9 protein-coding genes are annotated in these 18,554 nt (G+C 51.5%); 8 read left to right on the top strand and 1 reads right to left on the bottom strand.

Annotated features, from left to right (window positions below):
* Positions 1-74 precede the first annotated feature (74 nt).
* The 8 genes from BN3003_RS12965 (at position 75) to BN3003_RS12935 (ending at position 17,746) form a co-directional block, all read left to right on the top strand.
* Positions 75-1,949 carry an amidohydrolase gene (locus tag BN3003_RS12965; RefSeq protein WP_058357093.1) on the top strand — a complete coding sequence of 625 codons (1,875 nt, stop codon included), beginning with the start codon at positions 75-77 and terminating at the stop codon, positions 1,947-1,949.
* Between the two features lie 41 nt (positions 1,950-1,990).
* Complete coding sequence (locus tag BN3003_RS18470) at positions 1,991-2,152, top strand: DUF1427 family protein (protein ID WP_082625663.1); 162 nt, start codon at positions 1,991-1,993, stop codon at positions 2,150-2,152.
* 66 nt (positions 2,153-2,218) lie between these two features.
* A complete protein-coding gene (locus BN3003_RS12960; RefSeq protein WP_058357092.1) occupies positions 2,219-2,923 on the top strand; it encodes a YoaK family protein in 705 nt (234 codons plus the stop codon).
* A 258-nt stretch (positions 2,924-3,181) separates the two neighbouring features.
* Positions 3,182-4,066 carry an acetylglutamate kinase gene (gene argB / locus BN3003_RS12955; protein WP_058357091.1) on the top strand — a complete coding sequence of 295 codons (885 nt, stop codon included), beginning with the start codon at positions 3,182-3,184 and terminating at the stop codon, positions 4,064-4,066.
* Positions 4,067-4,097: 31 nt separating this feature from the next.
* Positions 4,098-4,364 (top strand): GNAT family N-acetyltransferase, encoded by a 267-nt coding sequence (locus BN3003_RS12950; RefSeq protein ID WP_058357090.1) that lies wholly within the window; start codon positions 4,098-4,100, stop codon positions 4,362-4,364.
* A 41-nt stretch (positions 4,365-4,405) separates the two neighbouring features.
* Complete coding sequence (locus tag BN3003_RS12945) at positions 4,406-5,404, top strand: alpha/beta hydrolase (RefSeq protein ID WP_058357089.1); 999 nt, start codon at positions 4,406-4,408, stop codon at positions 5,402-5,404.
* 17 nt (positions 5,405-5,421) lie between these two features.
* Complete coding sequence (locus BN3003_RS12940; RefSeq protein WP_058357088.1) at positions 5,422-6,825, top strand: FAD-binding oxidoreductase; 1,404 nt, start codon at positions 5,422-5,424, stop codon at positions 6,823-6,825.
* 628 nt (positions 6,826-7,453) lie between these two features.
* The gene (locus tag BN3003_RS12935; protein WP_234333142.1) at positions 7,454-17,746 is read left to right on the top strand and encodes a YadA-like family protein; all 10,293 of its coding nucleotides are present in this window, start codon (positions 7,454-7,456) and stop codon (positions 17,744-17,746) included.
* A gap of 173 nt (positions 17,747-17,919) precedes the next feature.
* On the opposite strand, the gene BN3003_RS12930 is transcribed toward BN3003_RS12935, so the two are convergent.
* Complete coding sequence (locus tag BN3003_RS12930) at positions 17,920-18,546, bottom strand: bifunctional 4-hydroxy-2-oxoglutarate aldolase/2-dehydro-3-deoxy-phosphogluconate aldolase (RefSeq protein ID WP_058357086.1); 627 nt, start codon at positions 18,544-18,546, stop codon at positions 17,920-17,922.
* Positions 18,547-18,554 lie beyond the last annotated feature (8 nt).

Genomic DNA, 18,554 nt, shown 5'->3' with positions numbered 1-18,554 from the left:
GTTAGCTGCCTTTTTGTTTGCCTGTGATGCATTTCTTGCGTCATTCACCGTTCACATTTCTCGTGAGGTAAACCATGACCCATGCTCAATTGATACTCAAAAGCGGCAAAATCACCACCTTAAACCCAGCCCAACCCGAAGTACAGGCAGTGGCCATTGCGGCTGGCAAAATTCTGCGCGCGGGCAGTAATGAAGACGTGATGAAACTGGCAGACGCCAACACCCAAATCATGGATTTGAATGGCCGCCGTGTTATTCCGGGTTTAAACGACAGCCATTTGCATTTGATTCGTGGCGGCCTGAATTACAATATGGAATTGCGTTGGGAAGGCGTGCCTTCACTGGCCGATGCCATGCGTTTGTTAAAAGAACAGGCCGATAACACGCCTGCGCCGCAATGGGTGCGTGTGATAGGCGGTTGGTCTGAATTTCAATTTGCCGAAAAACGCTTGCCGACTCTGGATGAACTCAACCAAGCCGCGCCCGATACACCGGTGTTTGTGCTGCATTTGTACGCCAGTGCCATGCTCAATCGCGCTGCCTTGCGCGCCTTGGGTTTCGACAAAAACACCCCCAATCCGCCCGGTGGCCAAATCCAACGCGATGCCCACGGTGAACCAACAGGTTTGTTGCTGGCCACGCCATCGGCGATGATTTTGTACTCGACTTTGGGCATGGCACCGAAGCTGGAACTGGAAGACCAAGTCAATCCCCCCCGCCATTACATGCGCGAACTCAATCGTTTGGGCATTACCTCGGTCATTGATGCGGGCGGTGGCGGCCAGAATTATCCTGATGATTACGCGGTGATTCAGCGTTTGCATGCCGACAATCAACTCAATATCCGCATCGCCTACAATTTGTTTGCCCAAAAAGCCGGCTCTGAATTCCAAAACTATCAAGAATGGACGCAGATGACTTTCCCGGGCGACGGCGATGATTACCTGAAGATGAATGGTGCGGGTGAAAACCTCACTTGGTCGGCCGGCGATTTTGAAAACTTCATGCAGCCGCGTCCCGATTTGCTGCCGAATATGGAAGCGGAATTGGAGCGCATCGTGGAGTTACTGGCCGAGAAAAAATGGCCGTTTCGCCTGCATGCCACTTACGATGAAAGCATAGAGCGTTTTCTGAATGTGTTTGAAAACGTCAATGCCAAACAGCCGTTCCAAACCCGTTTCATCATCGACCATGCCGAAACCATTTCCGAGCGCAATATCGAGCGCATCGGTGCCTTGGGTGGCGGCATCGCCATTCAACACCGCATGGCTTTCCAGGGCGAACACTTTGTGCAGCGCTATGGTAAAGAAGCGGCGGCCAACACGCCACCGATTAAGCGCATGCTGGAATTGGGCGTGCCGGTGGGCGCGGGCACCGATGCCACCCGCGTTGCTTCTTACAATCCGTGGGTGTGTTTGTATTGGCTGACCACGGGCAAGACTTTGGGCGGCCTGTCTTTGTACGAAGACAGCTGTTTGCTCGACAGGCAAACCGCTTTGGCCTTGTGGTGCAAGGGTTCTGCTTGGTTTTCGGGCGAACAAGCGCTCAAAGGTGCGGTGGTTGAGGGTGAATTTGCCGATTTGGCGGTGTTGTCCGACGACTATTTTCAAGTTGAGCCTGAAAACATTCAGTGGATAGAATCGGTGTTGACGGTATTGGGCGGACGAGTGGTGTATGCCGCGGCCGAATTCAAACACGATGATCCCGCCTTACCACCGGCTTCACCAGACTGGTCGCCAGTGAAGCGTTTTGGTGGCGGTTGGCGTTTGTCTGAGGGCAGAAATGCGGCCTCAGATCGTCCTTTACAGGCCGCATCTGCTGCCTGTGCGTGTTCCAGCAAGTGTGGCATGCACGGCCATCAGCATGCGTGGTTATTGGATGTGCCGGTACGGGACAACAGTAAAAAAGCGTTTTGGGGTGCCTTAGGCTGTTCTTGTTTCGCGTTCTGAGGCCTGTGGCACCATCTGTTTGACGAATTAAGGAGCAGACGATGAAAGCCTATGTGTTGGCCATGGCGATGGGATTGTTGGTGGGGGTGTTGTATTACCTGTTGAATGTGAAATCGCCCGCGCCGCCGTACGTGGCCTTGGTAGGACTGTTGGGCATGGTCGTTGGTGAGCAACTCATTCCCATCATCAAAGCCATGTTGTAAGCGCATCACAGCGGTAAGACCTCGTGATTACCGCTGTTTTTCATCAACCCTCACAAAGAAATGCTTATGTCCACTCAGCAACACCCTCCATCAGGATTTTGGCAAAGTTGCCGCGATCCCATCGTCTTGGCCTTGGTTGGCGGCGCCATAGACACCATTGGTTTTATTGCCTTGTTTGGTTTTTTTACTGCTCATGTGACCGGCAACTTGGTGTTGGCGGGCGCGGCTTGGGTGAAAGACGGCGCAGGCATTTGGATTAAGCTCGCGGCCATTCCCTTGTTCATACTGACGGTGTTGATTACCAAAGCCTTTATCGACCGCAGTCAGCACAAACACCATGCGTTGACGTATTTATTCCTGTTTGAGGGGATATTTTTGATCGCGTTTATGCTGGCCGGTTTGAGTTTTGAGCCGTTCGATAATCCCAATAGCGTGCACGTTGCCATCACCGGTGGCTTGGGTTTGATGGCCTTGGCGGTGCGCAATACTTCGAGCAAAACCCTCATCAAACACATCAGCCCCAGCACCATGATGACGGGCAATACCACCCAATTGGGCATAGACTTGTCCAATTATTTGCGCCATCGCAGTGCCGAACATCGGCAAGCCTTGCTTAAAAGCTTTAGCATTGTGTTTGGCTTTGTCGTTGGGGCGTTTTTAGGCGCATTTTTGTATGTGAAATTGGACTTTTGGAGCGTGGCATTTTTTGCCTTGCCGGTGTTTTACTTGGCGTATTTGGCTTCACAACAAAGGTTTAAAACGCCAGAGTAAGCTGATATTACGATGGTGATTACATCAACTCTTAATCGTCTTGCAAAACACATCACCATGGCTTTACAGGCCGCATGTGTCTGTTTTTAGCGGCCTGTAAACAGCGCGCATGGCCGCTTGATGTGACAAAAACACGTTTTGGGCATTTGCGTTTGCGGTTTGATGGGCTAATATGGGCAGTTCATTAACATGGTTGGTGGTGTGTCAGTCGCTGCCAACACACATTTGTCCATTACAAAATGATAGGGTTAGACGTTTATGTCCACTGAAAACACCAATCACGCTCAAGAGCGGGCGGAGATTTTGGCCGAGGCTTTGCCGTACATCCGCAAATATGCGGGTGCCACCATAGTGATTAAATATGGCGGCAATGCCATGACCGATGCGGCCTTAAAAGAAGGCTTTGCCAAAGATGTGGTGTTGTTAAAGCTGTGCGGCATGAATCCGATTGTGGTGCACGGCGGTGGCCCGCAAATCAACCACATGTTGGAAAAAGTCGGCAAACACGGCGAATTTGTGCAAGGAATGCGTGTGACCGATGCCGAAACCATGGAAGTGGTGGAAATGGTGTTAGGCGGTTCGGTAAACAAGGAAATCGTGTCGATGTTAAACCAATTTGGCGGCAAAGCCGTCGGTTTGACCGGCAAAGACGGCCATTTTATGAAGGCCAAAAAACTGTTCATCAACACGCCGGATAAAAACGGCGTCGACATCGGCCAAGTCGGTACCATAGACAGCATAGACGGCACTTTAATCAGCGGTTTGGCCGAAAAAGGCTATATTCCAGTGATTGCGCCGATTGGTGTGGGCCGCAATGGTGAGGCGTTTAACATCAATGCCGATTTGGTGGCGGGTCGTTTGGCCAAGGAATTGGCGGCAGAGCGCCTGATCATGATGACCAATACCCCAGGCATTTTGGACAAAGAAGGCAAGCTCTTGACCGATTTGACGCCAAAACTGGTTGACGATTTGATTGCCGATGGTACCTTAAGCGGTGGCATGTTGCCGAAAATCGCCTCGGCTTTGGACGCGGCCACCAGCGGCGTGAAAGCCACCATCATCATAGACGGACGGGTGCCGCATGCGCTGTTATTAGAATTGTTCACCAATGCCGGTGTCGGTTCAATGATTTTGGACGCGTAAGCGGCCTGTAAACTGAAAAAAAGGAAGCGTGATGGCGGGTCAAATTGAATTTCGCCCCAACGAGCAACGTTGGGTATATGTGTTGGCAGATGGGCAAGTCAAAGGTGAATTGAATTATCTGGTGCGCGACGATGCGCATTGGCACATTCATCACACTGGCGTCGATGCGTCTTTGCAAGGTCAAGGCATTGCCAGACTATTGGTCGATGCCGCCGATGCCCATGCTCAGGCGGAAAACATCCAATTGAGCAGCTCTTGCAGCTATGCCACCAAGGTATTGGCCCGCAAACACGCTTAAACCTCTGCAACCGCCGTGATGGCGGTTTTTTGCGATTAAATATGAAAAAACAATTATTATCATTTGTATTGGTGGCGGGATGGCTCGCGGGTGTTGCTCAAGCGCAAACCACTACGGGTACTGCATCGGATACGGCTGTACCAGTATTGCCTAAAGCTACGGTAAACCTGCAGCAGACTGCGCAACAACAGCCATCTGCCTCCGCAGCCACCTTGCCGCAAACACAGCAATACCTGTTGCATTCTAAACTTACAGGCCGCACTTACCGCATTCAAACCATGGCGGTGGGTTCTCAGCCTACCGAAGGCTATATGCCGGTGTATGTGCTTGATGGCGACATGATGTTTCCCACTGCTGCCACCGCCGCTTACACGTTTTACCACCATGCCAAAGACAATGGCGCTCAGCCTTTGTTGATTGTGGGTATCGGTTACGACAATGGCAAATTACTGGACATCCCGATGCGTTCGCTCGATTACACGCCGCCGATGGCTGCCAAGGGCAAAATCAGCGATTCTCAGCCCAAGCGCGGTGAAGCCGATGCGTTTTTGCGCATGTTGCGCAGTGAATTGAAACCACAGTTGCAACAGCAATACCGTTTACAAGCCGATAAAGCTGCCATCATCGGCCATTCTTACGGTGGCGTGTTGGCCTTGTACGCGCTGTTGCAACACCCACAAGACTTCAGCCATTACATTATCTCCAGCCCGTCGATGTGGTGGAACGAGGGCGCTTTGCAACATCTGCCCGCCAGTTATTTCAAGCCTTTGCTACAGGCCAAGCAAGACAAGTTTGTGCGCATCACCGTTGGTGAGTATGAACAAGCGGCTTCGCCTTATGTGGACGCCAATGGCGAACGCGCCAAGATTTTGGCCGATAAGCAAATGGTGGACAAAGTCGATGCCATGGCCAAACGCCTGCAGGCTTTACCCAATCAGCATTTGCGTGTAGAAAGTGAGCATTACCCCGCCGAAACCCACACTGGCGCGATGTTCCGTGCGGTTTTGGACGGCATCAAATACACTTATCGCGCACATTAAGTTACAGGACGCATGCAATGAGCAACACACAACAGCATTTGCAGGTATTAAGCCAGTGGCTAGCGCCGCATGAAATCATCACCGATGCGCAAGACATGGCTGGTTTTTGCATAGACCAACGCCGCCGCTTTGAGGGCAAGGTATGGGCAGTGGTGCAGCCACACAGCGTGGAAGCGGTACAAAAAACCGTGCGCTATTGTTATGAGCAGCAGATTCCACTGACGCCGCAAGGCGGCAATACCAGCATGTGCGGTGGTGCCACGCCATCGGACAGCGTCGCTGGTTTGGGCATCATTGTGTCGCTGTCCAAGCTCAATCGGGTGCGTGAGGTGAATTTGGCCGACAACTGCATCACCGTGGAAGCCGGACGGGTGTTGCAACAAGTGCAGCAAGACGCGGCAGCAGTGGGACGGATGTTTCCCTTGAGTTTGGCCTCGGAAGGCTCGTGTCAAATCGGGGGCAATATTGCTTGTAATGCCGGTGGTGTCAATGTGGTGCGCTATGGCCCCATGCGCGATTTGGTCATGGGCTTGGAAGTGGTGTTGCCCAATGGCGACTTGCTCAGCCATTTGAGCCCGCTGCACAAAAACACCACCGGTTTTGATGTCAAACACGCGTTAATCGGTTCTGAAGGCACTTTGGGCATCATCACCGCCGCCACGTTGAAATTGTTTGCGCCAGCGCGCACGCATGTGACCGCGTGGGTGGGCGTGGACAGCATAGACCATGCGGTGGCTTTGCTGGAATTGACGCAGCAACATTTTGCCGAGCGCTTGAGCAGTTTTGAGCTTATCAGCGACTTTGCCTTGGAGCTGTCGTCGCAACACACGCAGTTAAGCCAGCCGTTGAGCGCGCCTTGGCATGTGTTATTGGAATTGACCGACAGCACCGACAATACCTTATTGCCTGAGCAATTGGGCGAGTGTTTGCTGGGCGCTGGTTTTGAAAACGCGGTTTTGGCCGAATCGGAGCAACAGCGCGAACAATTGTGGTCTTTGCGCGAGAACATTTCCGATGCGCAAAGGCATTTGGGCGCCAGCATCAAACACGACATCGCCATGCCAATACGCAGTGTGGCTTCGTTTGTGCACGCGTGTGCACCGGTGTTACAGGCCGCTTATCCCAATGCCAAAATCGTGGTGTTTGGGCATTTGGGCGATGGCTCCTTGCATTACAATGTGTTCATGCCCGATGTGCTCAGCAACGATGTGTATCAATACGAGGCCGGCATGAATGCCTTGGTGTACGAGCAAGTGTTTGCTGTCGGCGGTACGGTCGCCGCCGAGCATGGCATTGGTCAGCTTAAAACCAAGTGGATGGACAAAATGCGCAGCGGCACTGAGTTGGCTTTGATGCTCGCCATCAAAAAGCAGCTCGATCCAAATTGCCTGTTTAATCAAGGCAAAGTCTTGCCAGATTAAAACACTGTCTTAAAAAATGAAACTTTCTGCTATGGCAGCCCTCGTAAGGATAAGGGCTGCCATTTTTAGTTATATGGAATAAATTACACCGAATCATCGACATATTTTGTCAGTTAATTTCATTGCATAGGAATATTTAAGTGGCTTATTCTAAAAATGTTGTATTTTTGAAGTTAAGTGCCTAAGACTCGCTAAAAGGTTTACAAAATCAAAGCCTTTTTTTATGATTGCGACGATTTATCAGTATTAACTCAAATTGAAATGGGATTTTTTAGCGGTGCAATTGACTATGCAACATGACTTTTTTGCCTAGAAGCCATGCTCAGTCTTGATTTGGGCACAGTAATCGCTTCACTTGTCTATCATGCGCATCAAACAAACGGAATTGGCCGTGTCAGTGTCAGCTCAACACACACGCACTGAATACGGTCTTTAAAATTCATTTACCTTATCCAATCAGCGTATCACGCCCATACACACTGCAAGCGGCCTGTAGCAGAGGCCTGGAGATACACATGAATAAGACCTACCGCATCATCTACAATCAACACACCGGTCTTATGTCGCCGTGGCCGAATTTACCCATGCACGGGGTAAAGCCAGCAGAGGCACGAAATTATTGGCCCCTGTGGTTGCCGCTGCTGGGGTGTTATTGATGTCTGGCTTGGTACAGGCAGATGCCACTTCAACCGGTGGTGCTGGTGCTGCTCCGTATGTGACCGATGGTTTTTCCGCAGGGACGGTTTGTAACAGCCCACTGCCTTACCCACCTCAAGCCATTTACGATGAAAGTGGTTTACCGATTGCAGTGCCCGCGACTGGATATTACTCAGGCTACTTGGTTGGCGACAACAGCTTGGCCATAGGCACCGGTTGTACGACACCGACCATCGCCGCTGAAAATGCGGTGGCATTGGGCAATGGTGCGGCTGCAAGCAAAGGCGCGGTGGCCATAGGCACCAATGCCTTGGCTTCCTTCCCCAATACCGTCGCCATAGGCACCAATGCCCAGGCCGTGTGGAACGATGCCACTGCCATAGGCAACCACGCTTATGCCAAAAATGCAGGTGGTATTGCACTGGGCAGCAATGCCCAAGCCATAGGCAATTTTGCCATTGCACAAGGCACCCGCGCACAAGCCCAAGATGCTTTCAGCGTCTCCATCGGTTATCAAGCCGGTAACAATGCCAGCAGCTATGCGGGTGTGGCGATGGGTTATAAGGCTGGCAGCAATTCTGGTGGAATGCGTAATGTGGCCATAGGCGAGGAATCCGGCCTGAATGCCAACGGTGGTTACAACACGGCCATCGGTTGGCAAGCGGGTAAGAATGTCAATGGTGGCAACAATGTCGCCATTGGTAATCGAGCAGGTGAAGAAGCCAAAGGGCAAAACAATTACATGTTAGGCGGTGGCGCTGGATGGGGAGTGCAAGGCAACCACAACTTAATCATGGGTACTTATGCAGGTACTGCTGATGTAGACCCCAATACGGGTGCCATTCAGCCCGGTTTGCGTGGCAATAATAACAGTGTGTTAGGTTACAATGCGGCTACGAGTACGCAAGGTACTGGCAATGATAACAATGCCTATATGGGTTATTACTCAGGTTTTCGTACTAGTGCCAAAAATTCTACCATGTTGGGGACATTTACCGGCCTGTACAGCAATGGCAGTTCCAATACGGCTTTAGGGGTGAATGCCGGTAGCCAACAGCAAGGTGATGGTAATGTTGCCATAGGGCGCATGGCAGGCTCTCTGATAGGCTTTAACGATAATGCCACGGGTTATTTCCAGCGCAGCGGTGCACCTGTAACTGCTTTGGCAATGAGTAAAGTCAGCAATACCGTCTCTTTAGGCAATTATTCATTATCGACTGTCTCTGAAGGTGTGGCTTTAGGCAGTCAATCTATTGCTACCACTGATAAGGGCATCACAGGTTATTTGGCACCAACAGGCAATACTTCGCCAGTATGGCAATCGACATTGGCTGCTGTGTCTGTGGGCGGAGATGATCCATACGATGGTAAAAATGTGGTCAATACCCGTCAAATCACCAATGTCGCTGCGGGCACACAATTGACCGATGCGGTCAATGTGGCGCAATTGCAAATTGCCGCCGCTGCGGCCACTCAAGCTGCGATACAACCTTATTTGAGTGTCAATGACAATGGTGTGGTTGGTGCCGTTAACTATGATAATAAAGGTGCTGCGGGCGCCAATAGTATGGTGTTAGGCGTAGGCTCACGCAGCAACTCGACCGAGGTTGTGGCTATTGGCAAAGACATCGTCTTAGGTAAGGCTGCGACTAACGGCGTGGTGATAGGCAATTATGCCAACACCAATGCAACCGATAATGTGGCCATTGGTTATACTGCCAATGCACAAGGGGTGGGGTCTGTTGTCATCGGTTCTTTATCCAGTTCAACTGGGACTGGCCAAAGCACCATCATTGGGCATATGTCTACAGGTCAAACCAACAGCACCAATTTGGGCTATTTGACCTCCAGTGCCAGTGGTGGTGTTGCCATAGGTTCGTATGCCAAAGCCAATGCGACCAATGCAATTGCCATGGGTTTGCAAGCAAATGCTGCTCAAAGCAATGCGGTGGCCTTAGGTCATCAATCCTTTGCCAATACCAATAACAGTGTCGCCTTGGGAACTGCGGCCAAAGCCATCACCAACAACAGCGTGGCACTGGGTTCAGGCTCAATCACTGCGACAGGTACGCCAACCCCCAATACCGTGATAGATGGTAAAACCTATGCGTTTGCGGGTAACACAGTAGCGGGTGTGGTCAGTGTGGGTAAGGTAGGCGGTGAGCGTCAAATTCAAAATGTGGCGGCCGGTCGTGTCTCTGACAGCAGTACTGATGCTGTTAATGGCTCACAACTGTATGCCTTGCAAGAGCAAGCCAATACCAGTGCCATCCATTTTGTCAGCATCAACAATAAATCCAGTGGTTTGGTCAATTACAGCAATGATGGCGCCAAGGGCGTGAATGCGGTGGCCATCGGTGTGATGGCTCAAGCCAATGGTGCTTACAGTGTGGCCATGGGTTCTAATGCAGTGGCCTTAAGCACAGACAGCATAGCCATAGGTACAGATGCTTTGGCCGCTACAGGTCAAACCGTTTCCATAGGCAAACAAGCCGGTGTGGGTCAAACCAGTCTGGGCACTGGCTCATCAGGCGATGGCAATAATTTGAATTTTGGCTATCGCGCCGGTCAAGACAGCAAAAATGTGTCGCAATCCAGCTTGATCGGTTATGAAGCCGGTTATGAGGCCCAAAAGATTTCCGTGACCAGTATGGTCGGCCTGCAAAGTGGTCGCTGGGCCAACAACGTCACCGACAGCAGCTTTACCGGCGTGCACAGTGGTGAGTTAGCCAATAACGTTTCAATGAGTAGTTTTACCGGCAACTCCGCCGGTCAAGAAACCAAAAATGTGATTAACAGCAGCTATTTGGGCAGTTTGAGTGGTTATCAAGCCAACAACATCAATTACAGCAATTTGATAGGCGGCTTTGCAGGGAGAAGAGCCGACAATATTGTTAAAAGCAATATGATAGGCTATCTCTCAGGCAGTGATGCGAAAAATGTCACCAGCAGCAGCATGATAGGTGAATGGGCTGGCGCATATGCTAACAACGTTTCGCAAAGCACTGTCATTGGTAATTACGCAGGTCTTTATGCGAAAGCATTGTCTGACAGCAATGTGATGGGTACTTACGTTGCTTATAACAGCAGTCAAGTTTCCAATAGCTCTTTAATAGGCACACAAGCTGGCCGAGATGCCTCACAAATCAGTAACAGTAACCTGATGGGTACACGAGCAGGCAGCAATGCCAGCAATGTTTCCAACAGCAATATTATCGGTACCCGCAGCGGTGCTTGGGCGCAAGGCAATAGCAACAGTCTGATTGGTACTGCCAGTGGTACTGGCTTACAAGGCAATGACAATGTGGCCATGGGCACTGCTGCCAATGGTATGTTGTATTGGGACAGCGCGGCCAACAGCTACCGTACCCGTGATGGTGCGCTGTTTACAGGCACGACTGCGCCGGTGTTGGCGGTCAGCAATACCGTGGCCATTGGTAATTTGAGTTTGACCAAGGCCGATCAAGCTGTGGCCATAGGCACCAATGCGATGGTGGGTGGTGCTAACTCGATAGGCATAGGTAGCAACAGCAATGTTACTGGTACCTCATCCATTGCCATCGGTGTGGGCAATCAGGTTTCTGGCAATGCTTCAGGTGCGTTCGGTGATCCAACCGTGGTGACCGGAGATGCGGCTTATTCGATAGGTAACAATAACAATATCGCGCAAAACAACACCTTTGTACTCGGTAATGACATCACTTCCACCCAAGGCAATAGCGTGATTTTGGGCAATGTGTCGACTGACCGTGCAGCCACTTCGGAAACAGGCATCACCATAGATGGTAAAGCCTACCAATTTGACGGTGTTGGCTCAGTGGCCAATGGTGTGGTGAGTGTGGGTAAACAAGGCGGTGAGCGCCAAATCATCAATGTGGCGGCCGGTAAAGTGGCGACAGGCAGCACAGATGCCATCAATGGTTCGCAACTGTACGCCTTGGTCGAACAAGCCAATGCTTCTGCCATCCATTTTGTCAGCATCAACAGCAAAGACAAATCCAAAGGCAATTATGGCAATGATGGTGCCAAAGGCATAGAAGCCACCGCCGTGGGTGTGGATGCATTTGCCAATGGCAATTACGCCACTGCTTTGGGCTACAGCAGCAATGCAAGCGGCCTGAACAGCATAGCGCTGGGTGACAGCAATGCTACTGGTAGTAAATCCACTGCCATTGGTTACTATGCCAATGCTACTGCCAACAATGGTGTTGCCATGGGTGTGAATGCCCAAGCCGTAGGTGGCAGTGGTGTGGCCATAGGTACTGGTCTCTCAGATAGAAATGGGCAGCGTACCAGTGCCGGAAACCAATCTGTGGCCTTAGGCTTTACTGCCCGTGCAGATGGCACCAATGCTATCGCTGTAGGTACCTATACTGCAGCCGGCAATGACAGCGTGGCCATGGGTAATGGTGCAGATGCCACCCAAACCAACACGATTGCGATAGGTAAAACGGCTTATGCTGGTGTTGAATCCATACACATTGGTACCACCACCGTGCGTGGTAATGACAGTGGTCACACCGGTGCATTCAGAAAAGGCAGTACCTTAATAGGTTACGAAGCTGCGGCGCAAGGCTTGTACAACACAGTAATGGGTAATAACAGTCAAGTTTTGGTCAACCAACGCATTACGGTGAATGATTTATTGGGCAGACCTTTTGTGGCACAAGGTGCATTTACCAGCATCATGGGTGCTTATAACACCGTTGGTCAAAAAGGCCTTAACAATTCAGACAATACCACCAATCCTAAGCCTTACAGTGGTGTTGCGGTCAGTGTCATGGGTTCTGCCAACAAAGTCACAGACAGCAATGGTGCGTTTATCGCAGGTTATGGCAACTCCATTACCAATTCATACAAAGACCAAATAGACATCAGTGGTATTTTAAGTGGACTCAATGACAGCAATCTTGCGGGCATTATTGCAGACAGTAAAACTGAATTGGGTCAGGTTGGGGTAATCGGTGCTGGCAATAAATTGGACAATGCCAATAATACTGTGGTGAGCGGTATACGCAATAATGTTGCCTATGCCAATAAATCTTCAGTGGAAGGCTTCTCACAACAAGCCAATGCCATTTATTTCACTTCAATCTCAGGTTCAGACAGCAAAATTAACAATACTGCTCGTGTATTTACCACGGGCACCAATAATACGATCACCAATGCCGCCGATGTCATCGCCATGGGCAACAATATGGTGGTGGGCAGTGCCACCACCAGCGCCAAAAACAGCATCTTGTTAGGCAACAATATTGACTTTGCCTCCAAGGCCGACATGGCCAATGCGGTATCCATCGGTGATTACAGTCGTGCCAATACCGGTGCGGTGGCCGTGGGTGTGACCGCACAAGCCTTGGGTGTGGACAGCATTGCCATCGGCCGTGATGCAATCGCGACAGGTTCTATAGCCATGGGTGCCAGCTCACGAGCTGGCAATGGCGGTGCGGCCTTCGGTGATGGCGCGATAGCGACTTACTTTAATGGCGTCAACACAGCTGGAACCGTGGCTGGTGCAGCCTTGGGTCAAAATGCCAAAGCGGATGTGACTGGGGCTGTGGCTTTGGGCACCAGCGCGGTGGTTACTGAAGCCAATAGCGTGGCCTTGGGCGCATACTCCACTACCACTAAGGCAGTGCCTACTGCCAGTGCGACCATCAATGGCACCACCTACCAGTTTGCTGGTGCAGTACCTGTCGGTGTGGTCAGCGTGGGTTCAGCAGGAAATGAGCGTCAAATCCAAAACGTGGCCGCGGGTCAAATCAGCAAGACCAGTACCGATGCCATCAATGGCTCACAGCTGTATGCCTTGGCCGAACAAGCCAATGCCAGTGCCATCCACTTTGTCAGCATAGGCAGTAAAGACGACAGCAAAGGCAACTATGGCAACGATGGTGCCAAAGGTGCCGATGCGATTGCCATCGGTGTAGATACACGTGCTGATGGTGCCGATGCCGTGGCCATGGGCTCGAATGCGTATGCCGCACAAGCCAATAGCATCGCCATTGGTTTGGCCGCGCAGGCTTTGGGTGTGGAAACAGTGGCAATAGGCCATTCTGCTGGCAGCAACGCCACCGGTACTTATGGCACTTTCATTGGTAAATCTGCAGGTGAAAACACGGTTGGCGACAACAATCTGGCCGTCGGCGTGGCCGCAGGGCGCAATTCTCAAGGCGACATGAATGCCTACTTAGGCCAACAAGCCGGTAATGATGCGGTAGGCTCTTTCAATACCGCCGTGGGTACGGGCGCGGGTTTGGCCAGCACGGGCAATAACAATTCTGTGCTGGGTTACGGTGCTGGCAGTCGCTCCGAAGGAGACAACAATACCTCTATCGGTTTGGGAGCCGGATTTAATACTAAAGGCGGTGGACACAATACGGCCATAGGTGAGTATGCGGGCAGCAATGCCGTAGGTGAATACAACTTTATGGCCGGCAGTAATGCAGGCGCCAACAGCAAAGTGTCAGGCAGTATTGCTGTGGGTAATGCTGCTGCGTTTGAAAGCGAAGGCTTTGGCAATGTGTTGCTGGGCAATAATGTGGCAACCGGCGCCAAAGGCGATGTCAACATTGCCATCGGTCAGGCTGCCGGTATGCAGTCTGAGGGCATGGCCAACATCATCATGGGTGTGCAAGCCGGAGGCATGAGCAAAGGCAATGGCAACATCATGTCTGGCGCACAAGCCGGTATTCAGTCCAGTGGTAATAACAACCAATTCGCGGGTGAACTCGCGGGTGGTGGTTTACAAGGCAATTTCAACCAAGCACAAGGCTTACAGGCCGGCTTAACCGCCAAAGGCGACAACAACATCATCAATGGCAGCAATGCTGGTGTGGCCTTGCAAGGCAGTGACAATGTGTTGCTGGGGCAAATGGCGGGCAGCTTGGTGTCTTACGACAGTGCCCAAAACAAGTATTTCGATCGCAATGGCAATGAAGTGGCCGCAAGTGGTTTGGCAGTAAGCAATACCGTGTCTTTGGGCAATTTGAGTTTGGCGCAGTCCAACCAAGCCGTGGCCATAGGCAGCAATGCGACGGTGGGCACAGGCATCGCCGGCAGCATGGCTTTGGGCAGCAATGCCTTGACTTCGGTGGCCAACAGCGTGGCTTTGGGCGCAGATTCGGTCGCCAATACCGCGGCCACGCCGACCTCTGGCGTGACCATAGGCAATGTGACCTTGTCTAATTTTGCCGGCAGCGCTCCTGTTGGCGTGGTCAGTGTCGGTTCTGTGGGCAAAGAGCGTCAAATCCAAAACGTGGCTGCAGGTCGCATCTCCAGTAGCAGTACCGATGCCATCAATGGCTCACAACTGTATGCCTTGGCCGCGCAAGCCAATGCCAGCGCCATCCACTTTGTCAGCATAGGCAGCAAAGACCCAAGCAAAGGCAATTATGGCAATGACGGTGCCAGCGGTGTGAATGCGATTGCCATCGGTGTGGACACTGTGGCAGCAGGCAATGCCGCCACAGCCGTGGGCAGTAATGCCAATGCGGCAGGTGTGGGCAGTGTGGCAGTGGGCAATGGTGCAGCCGCCAGCATTGATAACAGCATTGCTTTGGGTGCCAATTCGGTAGCCGATACAGCGGCTGTGCCTGTGGCTGGCTTTGCAGGTTCAGCGCCTGTGGGTGTGGTCAGCGTCGGTTCTGTGGGCAAGGAGCGCCAAATCCAAAACGTGGCTGCAGGCCGCTTGTCTGGCAGCAGCACCGATGCCATCAATGGCTCGCAATTGTATGCGACCAATACCATCGTCAACCAACACACAACCGAAATTACCGAGTTGCAAAAAGGTTGGACACTGGCCAGCAACAATGGCAGCAAAACCGAGCAAATTACCGCCGGTGAAACCGTCAACTTTAATCAAGGCAAAAACATTGCCATCAGCCAAACTGGCAACAGCATCAGCATTGCCACCACACCGAATGTGGTGTTTGATCAAGTGACAGTGGGTGGTGTGGTGATTAACAATGTCACAGGCATCAATGCAGGTGATTTGAAGATTACCAATGTGGCACCAGGCACCTTAAGCTCAAGTTCTAAAGATGCGGTTAACGGTTCGCAATTGTATGCAACCAATACCATTGTGACGCAACAAGGCAATATCTTAAACCAACATGCCAATACTTTGGCGCAGCACACCACGACCTTGAACCAACACGGCAATGACATTACCGAGTTGCAAAAAGGTTGGACGCTGGCGAGCAATAACAGCGCGACTACCGAGCAAATCACCGCCGGTGAAACCGTCAACTTTAACCAAGGCAAAAACATTGCCATCAGTCAAATCGGCAACAGCATCAGCATCGCCACCACGCCGAATGTGGCGTTTGACCAAGTGACAGTGGGTGGTGTGGTGATTAACAAAACCACAGGCATCAATGCGGGCAATACCGTCATCAGCAATGTGGCTGCTGGCTCTGCCTTAACCGATGCTGTGAATGTCAGTCAATTAAACAATGCCATCGCCAATTCCAGCAGCAATTGGGATTTGGTGGTAAACAATGATCCGGCGCGCAGCATAGGCAAAGGGTCGAAGATTGAGTTTAAAGACGGCAGCAATATTGCCATTACCCAATCAGGCAATGCAATCAGTATCGCCACTACACCGAATGTGGCGTTTGACCAAGTGACAGTGGGTGGTGTGGTGATTAACAAAACCACAGGCATCAATGCTGGCAATACCGTCATCAGCAATGTGGCACCTGGTGTGAAAGGCACGGATGCAGTGAATGTAGACCAATTGTCTGCGGTACAAACCACGGCGGGCAAAGGTTGGAATTTGCAAACCGATGACGACAAAGCCAGTCAAGTGAAACCGGGGGACACCGTTAACATTGGTGTGGCCGATGGCGAGAAAAATATCAAAGTCACTCGCAATGGCAATGTGATTGATTTTGAACTCAACAAAAATCTCGACTTGGGCAGCACTGGCAGCGTCAAAATGGGCGATTTGACCATTAACAATGGTGGTTTGAGCATCGTCAATGGCCCTAGCATTACCATCGACGGTATTGATGCGGGTGGCAAAACCATTACCAATGTGGCGCCGGGTAAAAATGGCAAAGATGCGGTGAACGTCGACCAATTGACTGCGGTGCAAACCACGGCAGGCAAAGGTTGGAATTTGCAAACCGATGGGGATACAGCCAGCCAAGTGAAACCGGGCGATACTGTTAACATTGGTGTGGCCGATGGCGAGAAAAACATCAAGGTCAGCCGCAATGGCAATGTGATTGATTTTGAACTCAACAAAAACCTCGATTTGGGCAGTACCGGCAGCATCGTCATGGGTGATGTATTGGTGGATGGCAAAGGCTTTACCATTAACAATGGCCCGAGTATGACCGTTAATGGCATCAACGCCGGCAACAAAACCATTACCAATGTCGCCGCGGGCACCGCTTTGACCGATGCCGTGAACTTGAGCCAATTGAATCAAGCCATCGCCGGCTCGAAATACGCTGGCTTGCATGTCCAAAACGGCAGTGACACCATTTTGCCGAATGAAAGCCTCAACATTGTTGGCAAAGATGGCACCACCGTGACTTACGACAAGGATTCCAACACTTATACCGTGTCTTCAAAAACCGGCGGCACGGGTACGGGCAGCATGGATGATTGGAATGTGACGGGCAAAGATGGCAAAGGTGGTTCTGTCAGCGTGCCAATTACCGATGGTAAAAATGTTGAGTTTGCCGCCGGCAGCAAAAATGTCACCGTAACGCCAACGCAAACCACAACCGGTGCCCAAGTACAAGTCGACATTGCCAGAGACTTGGATTTGAACAGCGTCACCACCAAAAATGCCGATGGCAGCAGCACCGTCGTCAATGGCAACGGTGTCACCATCAAGGGCAAAGACGGTAAAAACGGCGCCAGCATTACCCAATCCGGCATTGATGCGGGCAACCAAACCCTCACCAATGTCGCAGCGGGCAGAAATGACACCGATGCGGTGAACGTGAGCCAGCTCAAAGAAGTGAGCAATAACATCACCAATTTGGGCAACCGCATCAACGATGTCGAGGACAATGCCAATGCCGGTACGGCAGCGGCAATGGCGATGGCCAACTTGCCACAACCGGCTTACGCAGGTGAAGGCGGTATGTCTTTGGGTGTCGGTACTTACCAAGGTGAATCGGGCTATGCGGTAGGTTATTCGGCCATCAGTGAAAACGGCAATTGGGTGTTCAAAGCCTCAGCCACGGGCAACAGCCAAGGCAAGTTTGGTGCCGGTGCCGGTGTGTTCTTCAAGATGCACTAAACTGATTCAGAGTAACGAAGCCAGCCCTAGGGCTGGCTTTTTTTATGCGTGTAAACACAAGAATGCGGCCTGTAAATACCTAGAATCCACTGCTGGCAATGATTTACAGGCCGCTCTTGTATCGACAGCGATATGGGTTTACAGGCCGTATTATTTAAAGATGGGTTTGATATTCAAGCTTTGAGTGCACACGCTGCTTGTGCCAACTCACGTATGCCTTGCCAATCGTGTTGCAGCATCTTGTCTTGTGGCAAGACCCAACTGCCGCCGACTGCCAACACATTGTTTAAAGACAGATAGTCGGGCGCATTGCCGGCATGGATGCCACCGGTTGGACAAAAGCGCGCCTGTGCAAATGGGCCGGCCAAGGCTTTGAGCAAGTTCACGCCGCCTATTGCTTCGGCAGGAAACAGTTTCAAGGTATCAAAACCCCAGTCCAAAGCCTGCATCAATTCGCTGGCGCTGGCAATGCCGGGCAAGAAAGGCAGGTCTGTAGCTTGTATGACCTGAGCCAAATCTGCGGTCAAGCCGGGGCTGACACCGAAACGTGCGCCGGCAGCGATAGCGTCCTGTAATTGAGCAGGGTTGGTGATGGTGCCGGCACCGACCACAGCTTCAGCAGGCAAAGCTTGGTTTAACACGCGTATCGCCTCTAAGGCCATCGGTGTGCGCAAGGTGATTTCAAAAGCGCGGATGCCGCCATCAAACAAGGCTTGCGCGGCAGGGACGATGTCGTCCAAATCGGTGACCACCATCACCGGTACGATGGGGCTTAAAGCGAGTAATTCACGGGTATTCATTGCAAAAA

This window comes from Vitreoscilla massiliensis (assembly GCF_001457815.1).
Lineage (GTDB): Bacteria > Pseudomonadota > Gammaproteobacteria > Burkholderiales > Neisseriaceae > Vitreoscilla > Vitreoscilla massiliensis.
The sequence above is the reverse complement of the archived record's forward strand: the minus strand, read 5'-3'. Positions and strand labels throughout refer to the sequence as shown.

Excerpts from the sequence above, each read along its gene's own strand:
- BN3003_RS18470 (WP_082625663.1), top strand. The coding sequence starts at position 1,991 with ATGAAAGCCTATGTGTTGGCCATGGCGATGGGATTGTTGGTGGGGGTG.
- BN3003_RS12950 (WP_058357090.1), top strand. The coding sequence starts at position 4,098 with ATGGCGGGTCAAATTGAATTTCGCCCCAACGAGCAACGTTGGGTATAT.
- BN3003_RS12940 (WP_058357088.1), top strand. The coding sequence starts at position 5,422 with ATGAGCAACACACAACAGCATTTGCAGGTATTAAGCCAGTGGCTAGCG.
- BN3003_RS12960 (WP_058357092.1), top strand. The coding sequence starts at position 2,219 with ATGTCCACTCAGCAACACCCTCCATCAGGATTTTGGCAAAGTTGCCGC.
- BN3003_RS12965 (WP_058357093.1), top strand. The coding sequence starts at position 75 with ATGACCCATGCTCAATTGATACTCAAAAGCGGCAAAATCACCACCTTA.
- BN3003_RS12945 (WP_058357089.1), top strand. The coding sequence starts at position 4,406 with ATGAAAAAACAATTATTATCATTTGTATTGGTGGCGGGATGGCTCGCG.
- argB (WP_058357091.1), top strand. The coding sequence starts at position 3,182 with ATGTCCACTGAAAACACCAATCACGCTCAAGAGCGGGCGGAGATTTTG.
- BN3003_RS12930 (WP_058357086.1), bottom strand. The coding sequence starts at position 18,546 with ATGAATACCCGTGAATTACTCGCTTTAAGCCCCATCGTACCGGTGATG.